The sequence below is a fragment of the Flavobacterium taihuense genome (assembly GCF_019351435.1).
Taxonomy (GTDB): Bacteria; Bacteroidota; Bacteroidia; order Flavobacteriales; family Flavobacteriaceae; genus Flavobacterium; species Flavobacterium taihuense.
In genome coordinates, this window is record NZ_JAHWYN010000011.1 from 135567 (window position 1) to 153569 (window position 18003).

Here is an 18003-nt window from a genome sequence, read left to right on the forward strand (position 1 = left end):
ATTAATTTAGACTTAAAAATCAATCAAATTCTTAATTTTAAGCGGAAATCTGATTTTTTTTCCATTAATTTGTTTTAGAAACACTCAAAATATGAAATAAGCACAAAGTTATTGGTATTATAAAGCAATAGCCAAAATGCAAATTTTATAATCATCCCAAATAAAAATATTAAAATTAACCATATGAGAAATTTTCGTTTTGGAGCCTTATTTCAACTGGCTTTCTTAATTGTATTTAGTACATCATGGAGTCAAGACACTCCTTCAACTGGTACACCTGCTCCCAATCCTGTTTCAAAATACGACTATCATGATGCCTTTGGACCATTTTTTTATGTAAACAATGGTACGTCTACACGATCTGTTAGCGGTGAGCCAGGTCATGAATATTGGCAAAACAGAGCAGACTATAAATTGACTGCAAAATTGAATGAAAAAAACAATGAAATTGTCGGGACTGATATTGTTACTTATACCAATAACAGTAATGATAAAATGTCTTTTGTATGGATGAATTTGGATCAAAATTTATTTAAATCTGATTCTCGCGGGAATGCACTTATTCCATTATCAGGAAGTCGTAATGGTGCTCGAGGAGAAATTTTTGATGGAGGTCATAAAATCAAATCGGTAAAAATCGTTTCTACTTCCAAAGGAAAGGCTGTTGAAAAAGAGGCAAAATACATCATTACTGATACTAGAATGCAAGTTTTTCTTCCAGACGATCTGAAAGCTAAAGGCGGAGTGGTAAAAATCAAAATTGATTTCTCTTTCATTTCTCCAAAAGAAGGTTCGGATAGAATGGGAGTTTTGGATACTAAAAACGGTAAAATTTTCACTATAGCACAATGGTATCCTCGCATGTGTGTGTACGATGATTTAAGAGGATGGAATACCAATCCATACCTTGGAGCCTCTGAGTTTTATTTGGAATACGGTGATTTCGATGTAAATATTACCGTTCCTTCCAATCATGTTGTCGTTTGTTCAGGTGAATTGGTAAATCCAACAGCCGTGTATTCTACCGAGGAACAAAAAAGAATTGTGCAAGCCAAACAAAGCGAAAAAACAGTAATGATTCGTACTGCTGAAGAAGTGGCTGCCAATGCATCAAAAGCGGGAACTACTTCTGAAAAGACATGGCATTTTAAAATCAAAAATGCACGCGACCTTTCCTGGGCATCTTCACCGGCGTTTATATTGGATGGGGCTAGAATTAATTTGCCAAGTGGTCAAAAATCACTGGCATTATCGGCATATCCAGTAGAAAGTGCAGGAAAAGAAGCTTGGGGACGCGCTACAGAATATACCAAAACTTCGATTGAGAATTATTCCAAAAGATGGTTTGAATATCCTTATCCTGTAGCAACCAATGTAGCCGGAAATGAAGGTGGAATGGAATATCCAGGTATCGTTTTTTGTGGATGGGAATCCAAAGGGGAAGATTTATGGGGAGTTACGGATCACGAGTTTGGACATGGTTGGTTCCCAATGATTGTTGGTTCGAATGAGCGTTTATTCGGTTGGATGGATGAAGGATTTAATACTTTTATCAATTCATTGAGTTCAGTTGATTTTAATAATGGAGAATATAAAAGCAAGGTGACTGATCTTCATCAAAATGCAGAATACTTTACCGACCCGAAGAACGAACCAATTATGAGTTCTCCTGATAATATGAAGGAGAAAAACATAGGTCTTTTGTGTTATTTCAAGCCAAGTTCTGGATTGATTATTTTACGAGAACAAGTTTTAGGACCAGAACGTTTTGATTTGGCTTTTAGAACCTATGTTGACCGTTGGGCTTTCAAACACCCAGCACCAGATGATTTTTTCAGAACTATGGAAAATGTGGCTGGCGAAGATTTGAGTTGGTTTTGGAGAGGTTGGTTTGCCAATAACTGGCGTTTGGATCAAGGGGTAAACTCAGTTAAATATGTAAAAAATGATCCAACCAAAGGAGCCGTAATTACGATTGAGAACTTCGAAAAAATGGCAATGCCTGTTGTTTTGGATGTAAAAACTAAAAGCGGAAAAGTTACTCGCGTTAATTTGCCAGTTGAAATTTGGCAGCGTAACATAGATTGGTCTTTCAAAGTAAAAACAACTGAAGAAATTGAAAGTATAGTTATCGATCCAGGCCACGTATTTCCTGATGTAAATGAAAGTAATAATACATGGAAGTCCGATAAAGGAGTAATAGAAAAAGATCTTATTTTGGACGGTTATTTAGGTAAATTCTCCACCAAAGCAGCACCATTGAAAATTGAGATTACCGAGAATAACAGTGTACTTTTTGCTGAAATCACCAATTATCCAAAATTTTCACTCACTTCAATTGGTAAAGATGCATTCGAATCAAAAGAGGCGGGAGTTACATTCCAATTTAACGAAGCAAAAAACGGATTTGATATGATTATTAGTTCAGATCAAAAATTGCCATTTACGAGAGATTAAAAAGGATTGTATTTAATAAAAAAGACTTGTAGAGATATATTTCTACAAGTCTTTTTTTATAATTGAACTTAAATGAATTTATGTTTCTTATATATTTTGAATAAAAATATAATTATTCTGGTATTTGCTGACTCAAACAATGTAACGTTCCAAATCCCCAAATGAAATCAATAGCGCTTATTCCGATGATTTCTCGATCAGGAAAACATTCAGCCAAAATATTTAGAGCAACCCTGTCATTGGCATCATTAAACGTTGGAACCAAAACACAGTTGTTCAAAATTAGAAAATTAGCATAACTTGCAGGCAAACGCAATCCCTCAAAATTAATTCGTTTTGGCATTGGCAAAGCCACTACTATTGGAGCTTTTCCATTTTCAAGTTTGGCATTTTGCAATCTTTTCAAGTTGTCTTGCAACGGTTTGTAGTTGTTGTCGTTTGGATCCAATTCTACGATAGTGACAATGGTGTCCTCATTTACAAATCGGCATAAATCGTCGATATGTCCATGAGTATCATCACCTTCAATTCCGTCTCCTAGCCAAATTACGTTGGTAACTCCTAGGTATTCTTTAAAAACAGCTTCGTAATCTTCTTTTGTAAAACCTTGATTACGAACCTGAATAGTAGGGTGCATCAGACATTCTTCAGACGTTAACAAAGTACCCCGTCCGTTTACATCAATAGCGCCACCTTCAACAATAACAGGTTTTCCTTTGTACATTACCTGGGTAACAGGAATATTAAGAAATTCACCTATTTTATTTGGAACGTGCTTATCTAAATTGATGTTTTTATATTTGGCCCAACCATTAAAATTAAAATTCAATGCTTCTCTGCTTGTACCATTTTTAACAATAATTGGTCCAGAATCTCGCATCCAACTGCGATTGGTTTTATGAATAATGAAAGAAACATTGCTCATGGCTACATGTGCCGTTTCTAACATTTCGGCAACTTTATCCTTTTGATTTTCATCAGCAACGACCAAAAAGACTTGCTCATGGAAGGCAACTTTTTTTATAAATTCAACAAAAGCCCATTGTACGGCTTCGTATTTTCCAGGCCAATCTTTTCCGTTATGTGGAAAACACAATAAAATTCCTTGTTGTTTTTCCCATTCTGCAGGGAATCGTCTTGTAAGTGTAGTCATAATAAATGCTAATTGTAATGCGTGCAAAGGTAAGCAAACACGGGAATTAATAAGTAGTTCTGACGACTTCATTTTAGTCTAGGATATGATTAGATGAATAAAACCAAGATATTTTTTGTTAAAGATTTTATAATAGTATCGTAATATGTAATGCTCGATTGAAAGTTATTTTTGAAAAAATTAAAACAAACAAAATGATAAAGAAAAGTGTAGCTGTACTTGCAGTGTTATTTTTAATCGTAGGTTGCCAAAACAATAATGACTCCAATGAAACTCCGGAAGTAACAGTAAACGAAAATCCTTCCACTTTCAAAGAAATTGGGTCGTTGACTATTGGGGGAACGGGTGCTGCTGAAATAAGCGCTTATGATGAAATTTCCAAAAAAATATTTACTGTAAACAATAGCAGTGCCAATAAAATAGATGTGATAGACCTTTCAGATCCGTCGAAACCACTTTTGATTGCCAGTATTGATTTGGTTCCTTATAATGGAGCTGCCAATAGTGTGACTACTTTTAATGGGAAATTGGCTGTAGCTTTAGAATCCAAAACAAACAAACAAGATCCTGGTAAAGTTGTCGTTTTTGAAACGTCAAATTATGCTTTGGTTAAAGATATTACTGTTGGTGCATTGCCAGATATGATTACCTATTCGCATGATGGGAAATTCATATTGACAGCTAACGAAGGAGAGCCAAATGACGATTATTCACTTGATCCTAATGGATCTATTTCTATAATAGAAGTTGCAAACAGCTATGCAGTAACTACTTTGAGTTTTGAAGGATTTAGCGGTCAATTAGCAGATTTAAAAACCAAAGGATTCAGAATATCAAGTCCAACCAATAATTTTGCTGCCGATATTGAACCAGAATATGTAACTATTTCAGCTGACTCAAAAATAGCTTGGGTTACTTTACAGGAAAATAATGGAGTTGCCAAAATTGATTTAGCGACAAAGAAAATTGTTCAGATTTTTCCTTTAGGATATAAAGATTATAGTTTGGCTGAAAACGCTTTGGATATAAGCGATAAAGATGGAGGTGTTGCTTTTAATCCTTGGAAACTAAAAGGAATGTTTCAACCCGATGCCATCAGCAATTTTGAAGTGAATAGCGTGCAGTACATTGTTACTGCAAATGAAGGTGATGCTAGAGAATACAGTGCTTTTGTAGATGTTAAACGAATTAACAATGCTGCAGTTGTATTAGATCCAACCATTTTTCCGAATGCTGCAGTGCTAAAAGCGGATGCAAGTATGGGAAGATTGAATATCAATACCAAAATGGGGGATACCGATGGAGATGGTGATTTTGATGAATTAGTTGGATTTGGTGCTCGTTCCTTTTCAATTTGGAATGGACTTACAGGACAATTGGTTTTTGACAGTAAAAACGAATTGGACAAAAAAGCTCAAGAATTTGGTGTTTATGATGATGGAAGAAGTGATGACAAAGGAGCAGAACCAGAAGCGGTTTATGTTACAAAAATGGGAGATAAGCAGATTCTTTTTGTAGGATTAGAAAGAGCTGATGCTTTTATGGTGTATGATGTAAGCAATCCAACAACTCCCAAATTTTTGCAAATGCTAAAAACAGGTGACGCTCCAGAAGGTTTATTGTTTATTCCGGCTTCCAAAAGTCCAAACAAAAGAAGTTTAGTTGTTGTAAGTAGCGAAGGAGATGGAACTGTCAAAATATTTCAACCTGATTTGAATTAGTATAACTTATGGAATGAAGAGGTGCTAAGACCCTAAGGTCTAAAAGATGATTGTCTGAATATTTAGTTAACTAGTGCCTTTTATTTTATTCCATATTTGATTGAAATAAGAAAAATCTACCAAAAGTAAAAAATAACTCTTGGTAGATTTTTTATTTATAGTTGTTTGTTAAAACAATTGGTCGATTGCTCGTTTGGTAATATCTCCAAAAGCATCGATTCTTCTGTCTCTAAAAAACGGCCAGTTCTGACGCACATTTTCCTGTAAATCCAAATCAACTTCGGCAATCAATATTTCCTCTTTATCGTGTGAGGCTTGCGCCAAAATTTCACCTTGTGGGCCTGCTATAAACGATGATCCCCAAAACTGAATTCCAGCAGTTCCTTCAATATATTGTTCCAAACCAATTCGGTTGGCAGCTGCTACATATACACCATTTGCGACAGCGTGACCTTTCATAACACTCATCCAAGCACCATGTTGGTTTTCGCCGTATTGCTCTTTTTCTTGCGGATGCCATCCAATTGCTGTTGGGTAAAATAAAACTTCAGCTCCTTTCAAAGCAGTTAAACGTGCTGCTTCTGGATACCATTGATCCCAACAAATTAAAGTCCCAATTTTTCCTTTTTGAGTTGGTATAGTTTTGAAACCTAAATCGCCTGGAGTAAAATAGAATTTTTCATAAAAATGAGGGTCGTCCGGGATGTGCATTTTGCGATACAAGCCAGCTTCCGATCCGTCTGTGTCGATGATGTAAGCACTGTTGTGGTAAATTCCAGCCATTCTTTTTTCGAAGAAAGGAACAATAATTACCACACCCAATTCTTTTGCCAAAGCACTAAAAGCAATAAATGAAGTGCTGTACAATGGTTCTGCCAAAGCAAAATTATCGACATCTTCACTTTGACAAAAATAATGACTGCTGTATAATTCAGGTAATGAAATCACTTCAGCTCCTTGATTGGCAGCATCGCGAACCCAACTCATACATTTTTTAAGGTTGTTTTCGGCAACGTCGTTAAGATTCAATTGAATGACTGCTATTTTGTATTTCTTCTTTGACATGGTAAAAAAATTAGACTGCAAAAATAGTTATTTTTTAAAAGAGTTGGTGTAATCACTTTTGGATTTTTTGAAGCTACAATTCCATTTGTTGGTTTAAAAGCCTAGATTGCACTAAAAAAATATCAGAATTTGTATTCTATTGGTACGGATTGAACTTGTACAATCTATTTTTAGTAAACAATAATTTTGTGATGTTGTAGTATTTCTGTGAATTATCAGGCAGATAAATATAATATTGCTTTTTATATATTTTTACAAACTGAATTTTTCCAGATAGGCAGATTTACTCCTTTGAAAATGAGCCATAGACTAAATGATAATTCGGCAATAAGGCAAGGCATTAGCAATACGATACTTGAAAGTTGTGGCACTAAGAGAAGTGCAAAACTATTTGTAAGGTAACATATTCCAGCAATTAACATTAGAACTCCAATAGTTTTGGGGAAATAATTGGATTTAAAAAGGAGATACCCTTCGATTAGACACACAAAACCAAAAAAGATTAAACCAATTCCAAAACCAAAATCATGTAGTTTGATAGAAAGATAAGATAAACTGTGCAGTTGTTCAGGGCTAAATGATTTTAGGTATTCAGCATCGCCTAAGAAGAACAATGCGGCCAAAAGATTTAACTTGTTGGCTACCAAAACAGCAGTTTGTATTAAATTAAATGATAAGTTGAGTAACGCCAATTTTTTACTTACAGGTCTGAGAAGGTAATACAGAATTATCATTACGGGCAAATCACAAATTTGCATAACCAAATCGGCACTAATGCCCATTCGCCATAGCAATTCTGATTTCATAATATGGGTTGCAGTTGCGTTTGCATCTCCATAAACGAGTAATTTATTGCGAACCAAAAGTTCTCCAAAAATACCCGCTACTATAATTAATAAATATAATATTCCAGCAATTCTTGCATAAAGTTGAGGTGAGTCTTCTAATTTTTTGAGAGATAGTTTCATATTTGGTTGTTTAGTTCAGGGTATGACGTTTTCTATTTGAAATTGTTACTAGTGTTTTTTATTAAATAATCGCAATATCGTTATGCAACTCTATTCAATGGATAATTTGAATTTATATTTTTGAGGTACTAATAACCAATTGTAAAAGTTTTGCTGAAAAACTAAATATCTAGTCTAATCCTGATGGGAGCAGATATCCTTTTGTCTTATTCTTTACGAGGCAAAAGATATAGTGGACAGCGGGACAAATGTTGATGTAATTGCAAATACTTCTGCTCCCATTAATAAAAAAAACTCCTTAGAATATTATAATTCAATTAACATCTCGTTCTAAATTCCATCAGCGTTAATGACTATTTTTGTGTAAACTTTAAAAGAAGATGAAAACCCCAATTCCGATTTCCTTACTTGAACTTGCGATAATTACACAGGACAGCAATGCTAGCGAAACGATGCAAAAAACCAAAGAGTTGGCGCAGCTTGCCGATATTTTGGGCTACAAACGATTCTGGTTGGCCGAGCATCACAATATGGCGCACGTTGCGAGTACAGCAACGGTTGTTTTGATTGGGTATATTGCGAGCCAGACGCAACATATACGTGTGGGTTCAGGCGGAATTATGTTGCCGAATCATTCTCCTTTGATTATTGCCGAGCAGTTTGGGACGTTGGGGATTTTGTATCCTGACCGAATTGACCTTGGTTTGGGAAGAGCTCCAGGAACCGATTCGTTAACGGCGCAGGCCATCAGACCTGATTTTTTTGCCGAATCGCAACGATTTCCAAAGAATGTTTCGGCTTTGCAGGACTATTTTTCAGAAGCGAATGCTACCGCAAAAGTCCGTGCTTTTCCGGCTGAAGGTACCAATGTCCCGATTTGGATTTTGGGGTCGAGTATGGACAGTGCCACATTGGCGGCAGCTTATGGATTGCCGTATGCTTTTGCGGGACATTTTGCCCCTAGGCAGATGATTCAAGCTTTTGAGTTTTATCGAGATAATTTTAAGCCGTCGGTATATTTAGATAAACCCCAAACGATGGCTTGTGTGAATGTGATTGCCGCCGATACGGATAATGAAGCCGAAGTTTTATCGACGAGTTTGTATCAAATGTTTCAGAATTTAGTTCAAAATACCAGAAAACCGTTGCAGCCTCCAGTGGCTTCCTTGACGAATCTTATGAATGATATGAGTGAAGAAGCTCGTTTTCATGTCAACCAAATGACGGCTGGCTCGTTCATTGGCAGTAAGGTAACGTTGATGAAAGAATTGAAAAAATTCATCGAATATTCCCGTGTGGATGAATTGATGATTACCAGTCCGATTTTTAATCATCAGGATAAATTGAAGAGTTTGCAGATTGCGAAGGAGGTTGTTGATTTAATTTAGTATCTCACTGATTTTATATCTCGCAAAGACGCAAAGAAAAGTGTGAACTTTGCTTCTTTGTGTCTCCGCAAGAATAAATAGCTTAAAGCATTTTTTTTATTCAATGTTTCCCGTTTGCTCTCTCTTTTTCTGTTCCGACAGGATAGCATTTAAGAAAGGCTTTGTTGTGTTTTCTATTTCGGCAGCAGAAATGTTCAATGCTTTTGGGTTTTGAACCAATTGCAGCCAAGGTTTTGGTTTACCAAAAGGATAAGTGCCAAAAATAATTACAGGAGTTCCTTTTACCAATACGTTTTCATCGTCTTTCAATATCCATTGATCTGCCCAATTGTAAAGGTATTTGGCATCTTTTTCTTGAAGACGTAAACAGGAATGCGAGGCTGGATAACCCGGCAATTCATACTCATGCCAACCCACACCTAATTTGTTGGCAATGTTAAAATTCCAACGCAAATCCCACTCATCATTGAAAGTGCTGGTTGTTTTTTCGGCTTTCCAATTAGTGTAGAAAAGTCCAGTAGGCGTGGGGTCTTTTTTGCGTCCCATATTGGTGGGGCCAGTGTAAATCAAGTCACCGTTTTCGTAGGCAGCAAAGGTCTGCGTTGAATATGAAAAAAAGATAATCTTATTGATGTCTTTTAAATAAGGAATTTCTAAAGGAAACGGAAGGTAAAACTCCCGATCTCCTGTTAAATCAACTGGAATAAGGATTGAATCCATCTTGGTGATATTGTTTTTGTCGGTTCGATTAATGGCAAGAACGATTCGGATTTGTGTGCTATCGGTATTCTTTGCCAACCATTCTTTCGATTTTTCGAAATGAAACGAAATGGTTTTGGGCTGTTTTCGGATAATTGTTTTTTTGGTTTCCATAACCTCTTGATTCTTCTGTTTGCACGAACAGAAAAGGGCAAGAAGGATTACTATAAGGATTGTCTTTTGCATAGCTAATTTCTTTAGTGTAAAAATGAGATTTAAAAAAATAGTGGTGTTGTATAATAACAAGAATTTGTTGTGTTATTATTGTGCTAATTTTATTTTTTTGAACCCAATAGTCGTAGTTTTGCATTCTAAATATTTTAAATAAATCAATGAAAATTTTATATACCTACATCAAAGAACACAAGCCATTATTGTTTTTAGCCTTATTTTTGGCTGCTATTAACCAGTGTTTTTCCTTATGTGACTCCATTATTATTGGTAAATTACTGAACCAATGCGGTGTTGGAGTGGAAAATTTTAATCATAATTTCCCCAATTTCACCAAAGCGGTTTTGGGTTGGCTGGCACTCTCGTTAGGAGCTGCCATGATGTCCAGAATTGCCAAGAACTTTCAAGATTATTTTACGAATATCATTATTCAGCGAACTGGAGCCAAAATGTACACAGACGGGATCCAGAAAGCACTGGAGTTGCCTTTTCAGGATTTTGAAGACCAACGAAGCGGTGAAACATTGGGAAAGCTTCAAAAAGTAAAAATTGATTGTGAAAAATTCATCACATTATCTATTTCATTGGTTTTTCAATCCCTTATCGGAATTACATTTGTGGTGGTTTACGCTATTTCCATTGATTGGTTGCTGGGGCCTATCTTTTTGGCAACAGTTCCTGTTATTGCCTTTATCAGTTCATTTTTGGGTAAAAAAATCAAGAAAGTATCCAGAGAAATTTTGGGTGAAACCACTGCTTTGGCTGGCGCTACTACTGAATCATTACGCAATATAGAGTTGGTGAAAAGTTTAGGTTTGACTGAACAAGAAGTGAACCGTTTGAACAGCACAACCATAAAAATTTTAGGATTAGAGCTGAAAAAAGTGCGTTTTATTCGTTCGTTGAGTTTTATTCAAGGGACAACAGTTCATTTTATGAGAACGGCTTTGGTTTTTGCTTTGTATATGTTTATTTTTAAAGGAATTATCAAGCCGGGAGATTTGATTACACTAATGTTTTTCTCTTTCTTTTTGTTTAATCCGTTGCAGGAATTGGGAAATGTAATAGCGACTTATAACGAAACAAAAGCTTCGATGGATAATTTTGGTGATCTGATGAACGCCAAAAGCGAAGAGAAACCTTTGTTTCCAAAAACAATCGGTTTTATCAATAATTTGAGATTTTCTAACATTTCATTCAAGCATCAAACTGCCACTTCTTATGCTGTCAAAGACATTTCTTTTGAGGCCAAAGCGGGCGAAACCATCGCATTTGTAGGGCCATCGGGAAGCGGAAAAACGACTTTGGTCAAAATGTTGGTTGGATTGTACACTCCAGAGGAAGGTGCGATTTTTTACAACGATATCAACGCCAAAGAAATTGATTTGACTGAGTTGCGCCAACAATTGGGTTTTGTGACTCAAGATGCACAATTGTTCTCAGGGACTATAAAAGATAATTTACTGTTTGTGAAACCCAATGCAACCGACGAAGAAATCAATGATGTCTTGCAAAAATCGGCTTGTCAAAATTTATTGGAGCGAGCCGAGAAAGGCTTGGATACCACTATTGGCGAAGGCGGTATAAAAGTATCTGGTGGAGAAAAACAACGATTGTCGATTGCTAGAGCGTTATTGAGAAATCCAAGATTGCTGTTGTTTGACGAAGCGACATCTGCATTAGATTCTATCACCGAAGAAGAAATTACACAAACCATTCGAAGCATATCTTCCAAACAAGACCAAATTACGGTATTGATTGCTCACCGTTTATCTACGATTATGCACGCCGACAGAATTTATGTATTAGAGCAAGGAAATATTATCGAGCAAGGAAAGCATCAAGATTTATTGGATGAAAAAGGATTGTACTATGCCATGTGGAGGCAACAAATAGGGGAGAGAAAAATAGTTTAAATCTCAGTTTTTGGAGCAGAAATATTTGGTATTTTTGGCAGCATGGGTCCCGCTATTCGTTGCAATCTTCCGATGAAAAATCGGAAGGATTTCCACTTCTATCGGGGCTAAAAGCGAATATTTTGCATTTTTGCCGTCATCCCAAAGAAAAAAATAAAAGCCGAGTCCAATAATTATTCGTTATTGGACTCGGCTTTTATTTTTGCTATTTTCTCCAAGAGTTTCTCTGGAATTGGTCGGCATTGGCAATTCTTTTCGTGTTCCAAATGCCATTGGATTCTTTGTTTTAAAGTTGGATTTTTAGGCATTTTATTGTTTAAATGCCATTCACGATTAATGTTCATCTCAATTTACTTTTGTATTGATAATTATGACTATCGTCTTATTTAAGACTGGTAAATTCATCTAGTTGAAGATTAATATTCTCAATCATTTCATTCATCTCATAACAATCATTTTTGAAGATAAAACCTAAATTATAATTTATATTTTCTTCCTGAATTTGATATTCTAAATTAAGTTTTGAAAATTCCTTAGTTTGAAACTTTTTGTACCATTGGTCAAATAGTCTTTTTCTATAATCTTGTTTCAAATCCATACTGTCGCAGAAATAATGTAGTATTGAATTTGGATGGCTCTTGAAATAATTACAAATAATGGTTGTAATTGTAATTTCAATTTTAGCGTCTTTGTAAAATTTTTGATTACCCATTTCCTAAAAATCTACAGAATATAAATTTTGAAAATAGGCATTGCCAAAATCCATTTTTCTGAAAGCTATAAAATAGTTTAGACCGTGTTTAGTCGTAAATGAAAAAAGAGGATCAACGCCCTCTTTTAGAATATATTCATACATAAAGCTTCTACTTTACTTTGTCTTTTTTACTGTTTTTTCCATAACAACCTTACGGTACTCTTCTTTCAAAGTAACCATTTTTTTCAAAACAGCAGTTGTTTTTGAATTTGGTTTTAATGTGATTGTTTTTTCCATGATTATTTTAATTTAAAGTACAAATATAATAAATGTTTTTATTGTTTGTAAACTATTTTAATTCATTGTTTTATAATGTGTTATGAGCTGGTAATTGGCGCATATAAAATTATTCTATTTCCCTTACTTTTTCCCAAACATCTTTTTGAATAGGTTTACGATTCCTAAAACAATCAGTCCAACTATAAGTCCGATGCTGAATTCTTTTATAATAGAAGGCAATTTCGGTAATACATGATGTAAAAAATCAATATTATGTACAAATATGCCACCAGCTACTAATAGCAAAGCAATTGTGCCAATAATAGCTAGACTTTTAATGACTTTTGGTAGTGCTTGTACCAAAAGGTTTCCGATAATTTTTGATGGGCTGTTTTCTTTGGTGCTCAATCCGATAAGTTTAAAACCTAGTTCATCCATCCTAACAATTAGGGCTACAATTCCGTAAACACCAACAGTTGCCAATATGGCAATAAAAGAAACTACGACAATCTGAGACGTTAGAGTTTCCTTAATTACGGTTCCCAGTGCAATAATTACAATCTCCACCGATAAAATAAAATCGGTTACAATGGCTGATTTTATTTTTCCCTTTTCGAGAGTCAAAATTTCTTCTTCGCTAAAAGTTTCCATTGTGATTTCGGTTGTAGAATGGGAATGGGAAAAAAAGTATTCGTATATTTTCTCGGCACCTTCATACGCCAAAAAAAGACCGCCAAGCACTAATATTATTATAATTGCCAATGGGAAAAAAGCACTTAGCAGAAAGGCTATTGGCAAAATAATTAGTTTATTGATAAAAGAACCTTTTGCAATTGCCCATAATACAGGAAGTTCTCTTGAAGAAACAAAACCGGAAGCTTTTTCGGCATTAACGGCTAAATCATCGCCTAAAATACCTGCCGTTTTTTTTGTTGCAATTTTGCTCATTACGGCAACATCATCCATGATTGCTGCGATATCATCTAATAGTGCGAAAAAACCTGATGCCATTTTAATTGTTTTTTATGCTAATCTACCACTTTTTGGTTGAATCTAATTATGAAATTATTATTAGAGAAACTGAATTTCTCGTTTAGCCCCGATGGAAGCAAGTATCCTTTTATGCCGGGGTTCGGCATAAAAAATACTGTGTACAGCGGGAGTAAAGCTGTTATGGAAACCACGGCTTTGCTCCGAAAAAAAAACACCAGCCTTACGATTAGTGTTTTATTTATAGTTACTTGTTGAAAATGACGTTTTCTTGTTCCAAAACTCGAATAAACGTGGTTCGTTTGGTCAATTCCTTCAATTTGGAAGCGCCCACATACGTACAAGTGCTTCTAATGCCGCCAAGTATATCTTTTAGGGTAACGATTACATCTCCTTTGAAAGGAACCTGAACCGTTTTTCCTTCACTGGCTCGGTATTCGGCGACACCACCAACGTGTTTGTTCATAGCAGTTTCCGAACTCATTCCATAGAATTTTTTGTATTTTTCACCTTCGATTTCGACTAATTCACCACCGCTTTCTGTATGACCAGCAAGCATCCCGCCCAGCATTACAAAATCGGCACCGGCACCAAATGCTTTGGCAACATCACCCGGGGTGACGCATCCGCCATCGCTTATAATATGCCCTCCCAAGCCATGAGCGGCATCGGCACATTCGATAATAGCCGAAAGTTGGGGATAACCCACACCCGTTTTTACTCTTGTGGTACAAACCGAGCCAGGACCAATTCCAACTTTTACAATATCGGCACCGGCCAAAAGTAATTCTTCGACCATTTCGCCGGTAACTACATTTCCGGCTATAATTACTTTATCGGGATATTGTTCGCGTGCTTTTTTGAGAAAACTCACAAAATGCTCCGAATAGCCATTGGCAACATCGATGCAAATGAATTTTAACTGCGGATTGTGTTCGAATATTTCGCCTATTTTCTTGAAATCATTTTTTCCGGTGCCGGAACTTACTGCAATATAATCGGGAATATTCTCGGGTGAATTTTTCATAAATTCATTCCATTGTTCCAGAGAATAATGTTTATGAATGGCTGTAAAAAGATTTTCTTTTGCCAATGCCAAAGCCATTTCAAAAGTGCCTACCGTATCCATGTTGGCTCCCATAATAGGGACACCTGACCAAGTAGCGGAACTGTGCAAAAACTTGTATTCTCTCTCCAACGAAACCTGTGATCGACTCTTTAAAGTAGAGCGTTTGGGCCTGATCATTACATCTTTAAATCCTAATTTAAGTTCAGTTTCTATTCTCATGATTTTCAAATATGGTTACCTAACAAATGTAAAGTTTTAATGAAAAAAGAGAGGCAAATTAGCGTTAAATGTTTGTAGAATTTTAAAGGATTATTTCAATCCTGAAAGCGTTTGTTAATTTTTTTGTTTGTTGAAAAAATGCTTCAAGAGATTGCCTGCAATTGTTTTAATGGTGTCTGAATGTTTTGAAACCAGATTGGCTATGGCAAATTGAGCTACGGTTCCAATCATTTTCCTTAAAGGACTGTGTGAACCATCAGCCATGAGTTTTTTTGAAAGAAAACCAGTACCCAATCCGATGACATTGTTGGCCAAGTCATTTTTTATTTCTGGAGAGGCAGTTACTTCGTGAAATACACTTTTGATAAGGTTGATAGGCCTTAAACTTTCATAAGCAACATGAAATTGCTCTTTTAAGAGTTCCAATTGCATATCATATTGCTGCTCCTCAAGAATTATCAATTCATTTAATGAATCCGTTTCGTTTTTGCTTTTCATACTATTTTCTCTTTTAGCATTTGTTTGATGATAGAATTGCTAACAGGATATTTTAGCCATTGTTCACGAAACAAGTGAAGAATAATGGCAAGGAGCATGTAGAAAGCACCTACTATAAAAAAACCGCAAAATAAATCTCCAAGTATTTTTCCTAACCATAATGCAACTCCTATACTACTAATTAAAACTGAGAATACAACAGTCATAATAACTGCAAGTCGTGAAACGAGAGATGAAGCTACATCGGCCGATTTGTCTATGGCGTTTAGTCTAAACAACTTTAGAGTAGTTTTGCTGTAATCTTCTGCGCGTTCAAAAAGTGTTGCTATGGGTGTTGTATCGTCAGTCATATTTTATTTAATTTGGAGTTAATATTTTGTTGCACTATGATTGACTTCATTTTTTGCTTCATCAAACTCAGCTTTTCCGTTTTCGACTAGTTCTTGTGCAAAATCTTTTGCGCTTTGAAGTTTTTCTGAAATAGAATCTGCAAACTCGTTATATTTTGATTTTAAATCATCTGCATAATCACCTCCTTTGTCCATGATTTGTTTTCGGGTTACCGAACCTTTTTCGGGTGCAAAAAGGATTCCTAAAATTCCGCCTATTGCAAGACCTGCCACTGTTCCTAATACTACTTTACCTGTGCTCATAATTGTTTTGTTTAAATTGATTGTAAATGTTTTCTTTGAATAGAATTTAATTTTTAACTGCATTGCCCCAAAAGTGCCCAAATGATTATAAAAACTAAAATTGTGCCGAAGCACCCTCCTCCTAGTTTATTTGCACCATAGCCCGCTAATAATCCTCTGAATATATTGTTCATTGTGTTTTAGATTAAGTTGTTTGTTCTTATTTTGGGTTTAATTGTGGGAACAGTTTCAACTATGTAAAGTTGAGAATCTTCATTGGAGATTGTTTTATACTACTTTTAAGAAAAGTTGCATGATTCACAGGTAGTGAAAAGTGTACTTTGTGGTTTGTTTTTAATGTTTAGAATGTCTTTGTCAGAAAGATTTCCTATTTTAAGAAATAGCAAATTGAGTTTTGCAATAGAAGCCTTGTAAGTATTATAATGGGCGTGTACTTCTTTCGTTAGCGAATTCTCGCTATTGCACTTATTTAATGTGTGTGATTTTGGGGAGTAGAATTCTCAGAGCAGGTTTATAAAAACTGGATTAAATCCAAGGGATGGTCTAATACTTGTTTAGCACCATTTTCTATCAATTCTTTTTTTGGTCTGTAACCCCAAGATACACCCACTGCAAACATATTTGCATTGGTAGCCGTTTGCATATCGATGCCGGAATCTCCTAAGAAAATTATTTCTTCTGGTTTTAGTCCCATGCTTTTGCTTATTGCCAAAGCTTCGGATGGATTGGGTTTTTTGAGTGCTTCAGTGGTTAAGCCCACTACAGATTGAAAATAGTTAGGAAAAAGAGCTGTTGTAATTTCTTTGGTAAGTGCATCCGCTTTGTTGGATAATACGCTTAATTTTATGTTTTGTGAAATTAAGTGGTCCAATAATTTAATAATTCCCTCATATGAGGTTGTTTTTCGGGTACAATTATCGCGATATTCTACAATCATCAAATGGTAACAGCTGTCGATGTTTTTTTTATCATTATGTGATTCGGGCAACGATTTACTCACCAAATTTCGAAGGCCACTACCTATAAAATATTGATAATCTTCATAACCGTGAATAGGGTAGTTGAGGTTTCGAAGCACACTATTCATGGCATCTGCAATGTCTTCCAATGAATTAACGAGCGTTCCGTCTAAATCAAAAATAGCACCTTTAAATTTCATTTTTCATTTTTTAATGAATCGAAAGAAAATACATTTCGATTGTTGTTTTTGTACAGTGCCAAAGGTAGGAGTATTGTTTTTTAAACAACGGAACAATTATCGTATATCGAAAGGAGTTTGATTAATGAATTGTATTGGCTCTTTTGTTTGTGTGCTAAAATCAGTAGATTTTGTAGAGCGAATATTAATAGCCCATTTTACATATTCAAATAAAAAAAATATAAAAGCATGTACTAAATCATAAAGGGAGGCAAATAAATCAATGACCAAATCATAAAGAGATGCAAAAAAAACAATTAGGATATTCACTGGAGTTGTTTTTTTATTTTTCAATGTAATTTTCATAATAATATAGTTATGTTTTTTATTTCTTTTGTTAATGCTAAGAGCTAAATAACTCTTTTGTTTTTAAATTCTTTGAAAGAAAAAGATTTGCTTTTTTTTTAGTTTGGTATATTCTTTCAAGCGCTGCGCTAAATTTAGTTAAACTTTATTAAAATATCGATAAAATACATTTTTTTTATATTAAAGAAAGAAAAAACATATTTATTTTCAATTGCAATATAGTAAATAATCTTTACCCAAGAACAAAAAAATATCTCACTTTATATTTTATTTTCGATGATTTTTATTTCGGCCTAGTATTGTTTGCCCAATGCATGTGACGAGACAAGGTGACTTTGCATAGTAATTATAAACTCAAAAAAGCTTGGTAGGGAGCTACCGTCTGGACACAACTTTTTTTATCTTTGAGATAAAAAAATGCAGACAAGACATTTTGAAGATTTAAAAGACAAGCGATTGTTGAATAGAGGAAATTCTATTCTCAATCGCTTGTTTGCTA

18 protein-coding genes are annotated in these 18003 nt (G+C 35.1%); 4 read left to right on the top strand and 14 right to left on the bottom strand.

Annotation, left to right across the window (positions count from 1 at the left end; genetic code table 11):
* The first annotated feature begins 183 nt into the window (after nt 1-183).
* Complete coding sequence (locus KZH69_RS13405; RefSeq protein WP_219317980.1) at nt 184-2457, top strand: M1 family metallopeptidase; 2274 nt, start codon at nt 184-186, stop codon at nt 2455-2457.
* Between the two features lie 112 nt (nt 2458-2569).
* On the opposite strand, the gene KZH69_RS13410 is transcribed toward KZH69_RS13405, so the two are convergent.
* Nucleotides 2570-3610, bottom strand: a complete 1041-nt coding sequence (locus tag KZH69_RS13410) for an agmatine deiminase family protein (protein WP_219317981.1) — start codon at nt 3608-3610, stop codon at nt 2570-2572.
* 194 nt (nt 3611-3804) lie between these two features.
* Here KZH69_RS13410 and KZH69_RS13415 point away from each other — a divergent pair, with 194 nt between their 5' ends.
* On the top strand, nt 3805-5331 hold the full coding sequence (locus KZH69_RS13415) for a choice-of-anchor I family protein (protein ID WP_219317982.1): 1527 nt from the start codon (nt 3805-3807) through the stop codon (nt 5329-5331).
* A gap of 168 nt (nt 5332-5499) precedes the next feature.
* Here the strand turns inward: KZH69_RS13415 and KZH69_RS13420 are convergent, their stop codons facing one another.
* Nucleotides 5500-6396, bottom strand: coding sequence for a carbon-nitrogen hydrolase (locus KZH69_RS13420; protein ID WP_219317983.1), 897 nt, complete (start codon nt 6394-6396; stop codon nt 5500-5502).
* A gap of 242 nt (nt 6397-6638) precedes the next feature.
* Nucleotides 6639-7364 (bottom strand): DUF4386 domain-containing protein, encoded by a 726-nt coding sequence (locus tag KZH69_RS13425; RefSeq protein ID WP_219317984.1) that lies wholly within the window; start codon nt 7362-7364, stop codon nt 6639-6641.
* A 380-nt stretch (nt 7365-7744) separates the two neighbouring features.
* On the opposite strand from KZH69_RS13425, the gene KZH69_RS13430 reads away from it, so the two are divergent.
* A complete protein-coding gene (locus tag KZH69_RS13430) occupies nt 7745-8752 on the top strand; it encodes an LLM class flavin-dependent oxidoreductase (protein WP_219317985.1) in 1008 nt (335 codons plus the stop codon).
* A 96-nt stretch (nt 8753-8848) separates the two neighbouring features.
* On the opposite strand, the gene KZH69_RS13435 is transcribed toward KZH69_RS13430, so the two are convergent.
* Nucleotides 8849-9697 carry a L,D-transpeptidase gene (locus tag KZH69_RS13435; RefSeq protein WP_219317986.1) on the bottom strand — a complete coding sequence of 283 codons (849 nt, stop codon included), beginning with the start codon at nt 9695-9697 and terminating at the stop codon, nt 8849-8851.
* A 146-nt stretch (nt 9698-9843) separates the two neighbouring features.
* Here KZH69_RS13435 and KZH69_RS13440 point away from each other — a divergent pair, with 146 nt between their 5' ends.
* Nucleotides 9844-11598: an ABC transporter ATP-binding protein gene (locus KZH69_RS13440; RefSeq protein WP_219317987.1), complete on the top strand. Its 1755-nt coding sequence runs from the start codon at nt 9844-9846 to the stop codon at nt 11596-11598.
* Between the two features lie 173 nt (nt 11599-11771).
* Here KZH69_RS13440 and KZH69_RS13445 read toward each other — a convergent pair whose 3' ends face one another.
* From KZH69_RS13445 to KZH69_RS13485, 10 genes are all read right to left on the bottom strand, one after another.
* Entirely contained in the window at nt 11772-11942 is a 171-nt protein-coding gene (locus KZH69_RS13445) for a hypothetical protein (protein WP_219317988.1), read from the bottom strand.
* Between the two features lie 38 nt (nt 11943-11980).
* Nucleotides 11981-12310, bottom strand: coding sequence for a DUF6169 family protein (locus tag KZH69_RS13450; RefSeq protein ID WP_219317989.1), 330 nt, complete (start codon nt 12308-12310; stop codon nt 11981-11983).
* A 156-nt stretch (nt 12311-12466) separates the two neighbouring features.
* A complete protein-coding gene (locus tag KZH69_RS20530) occupies nt 12467-12589 on the bottom strand; it encodes a hypothetical protein (protein WP_255557953.1) in 123 nt (40 codons plus the stop codon).
* 123 nt (nt 12590-12712) lie between these two features.
* Nucleotides 12713-13582: a DUF808 domain-containing protein gene (locus tag KZH69_RS13455; RefSeq protein ID WP_219317990.1), complete on the bottom strand. Its 870-nt coding sequence runs from the start codon at nt 13580-13582 to the stop codon at nt 12713-12715.
* 226 nt (nt 13583-13808) lie between these two features.
* Entirely contained in the window at nt 13809-14849 is a 1041-nt protein-coding gene (locus KZH69_RS13460; protein ID WP_219317991.1) for a GMP reductase, read from the bottom strand.
* A gap of 114 nt (nt 14850-14963) precedes the next feature.
* The gene (locus tag KZH69_RS13465) at nt 14964-15347 is read right to left on the bottom strand and encodes a hypothetical protein (protein WP_219317992.1); all 384 of its coding nucleotides are present in this window, start codon (nt 15345-15347) and stop codon (nt 14964-14966) included.
* Entirely contained in the window at nt 15344-15697 is a 354-nt protein-coding gene (locus KZH69_RS13470; protein ID WP_219317993.1) for a hypothetical protein, read from the bottom strand. The genes KZH69_RS13465 and KZH69_RS13470 overlap by 4 nt, the downstream gene beginning before the upstream one ends.
* An 18-nt stretch (nt 15698-15715) precedes the next feature.
* A complete protein-coding gene (locus KZH69_RS13475) occupies nt 15716-16000 on the bottom strand; it encodes a YtxH domain-containing protein (RefSeq protein ID WP_219317994.1) in 285 nt (94 codons plus the stop codon).
* Nucleotides 16001-16511: 511 nt separating this feature from the next.
* Nucleotides 16512-17159 carry an HAD family hydrolase gene (locus KZH69_RS13480; RefSeq protein WP_219317995.1) on the bottom strand — a complete coding sequence of 216 codons (648 nt, stop codon included), beginning with the start codon at nt 17157-17159 and terminating at the stop codon, nt 16512-16514.
* Between the two features lie 96 nt (nt 17160-17255).
* On the bottom strand, nt 17256-17504 hold the full coding sequence (locus KZH69_RS13485) for a hypothetical protein (RefSeq protein ID WP_219317996.1): 249 nt from the start codon (nt 17502-17504) through the stop codon (nt 17256-17258).
* Between the last annotated feature and the right edge of the window lie 499 nt (nt 17505-18003).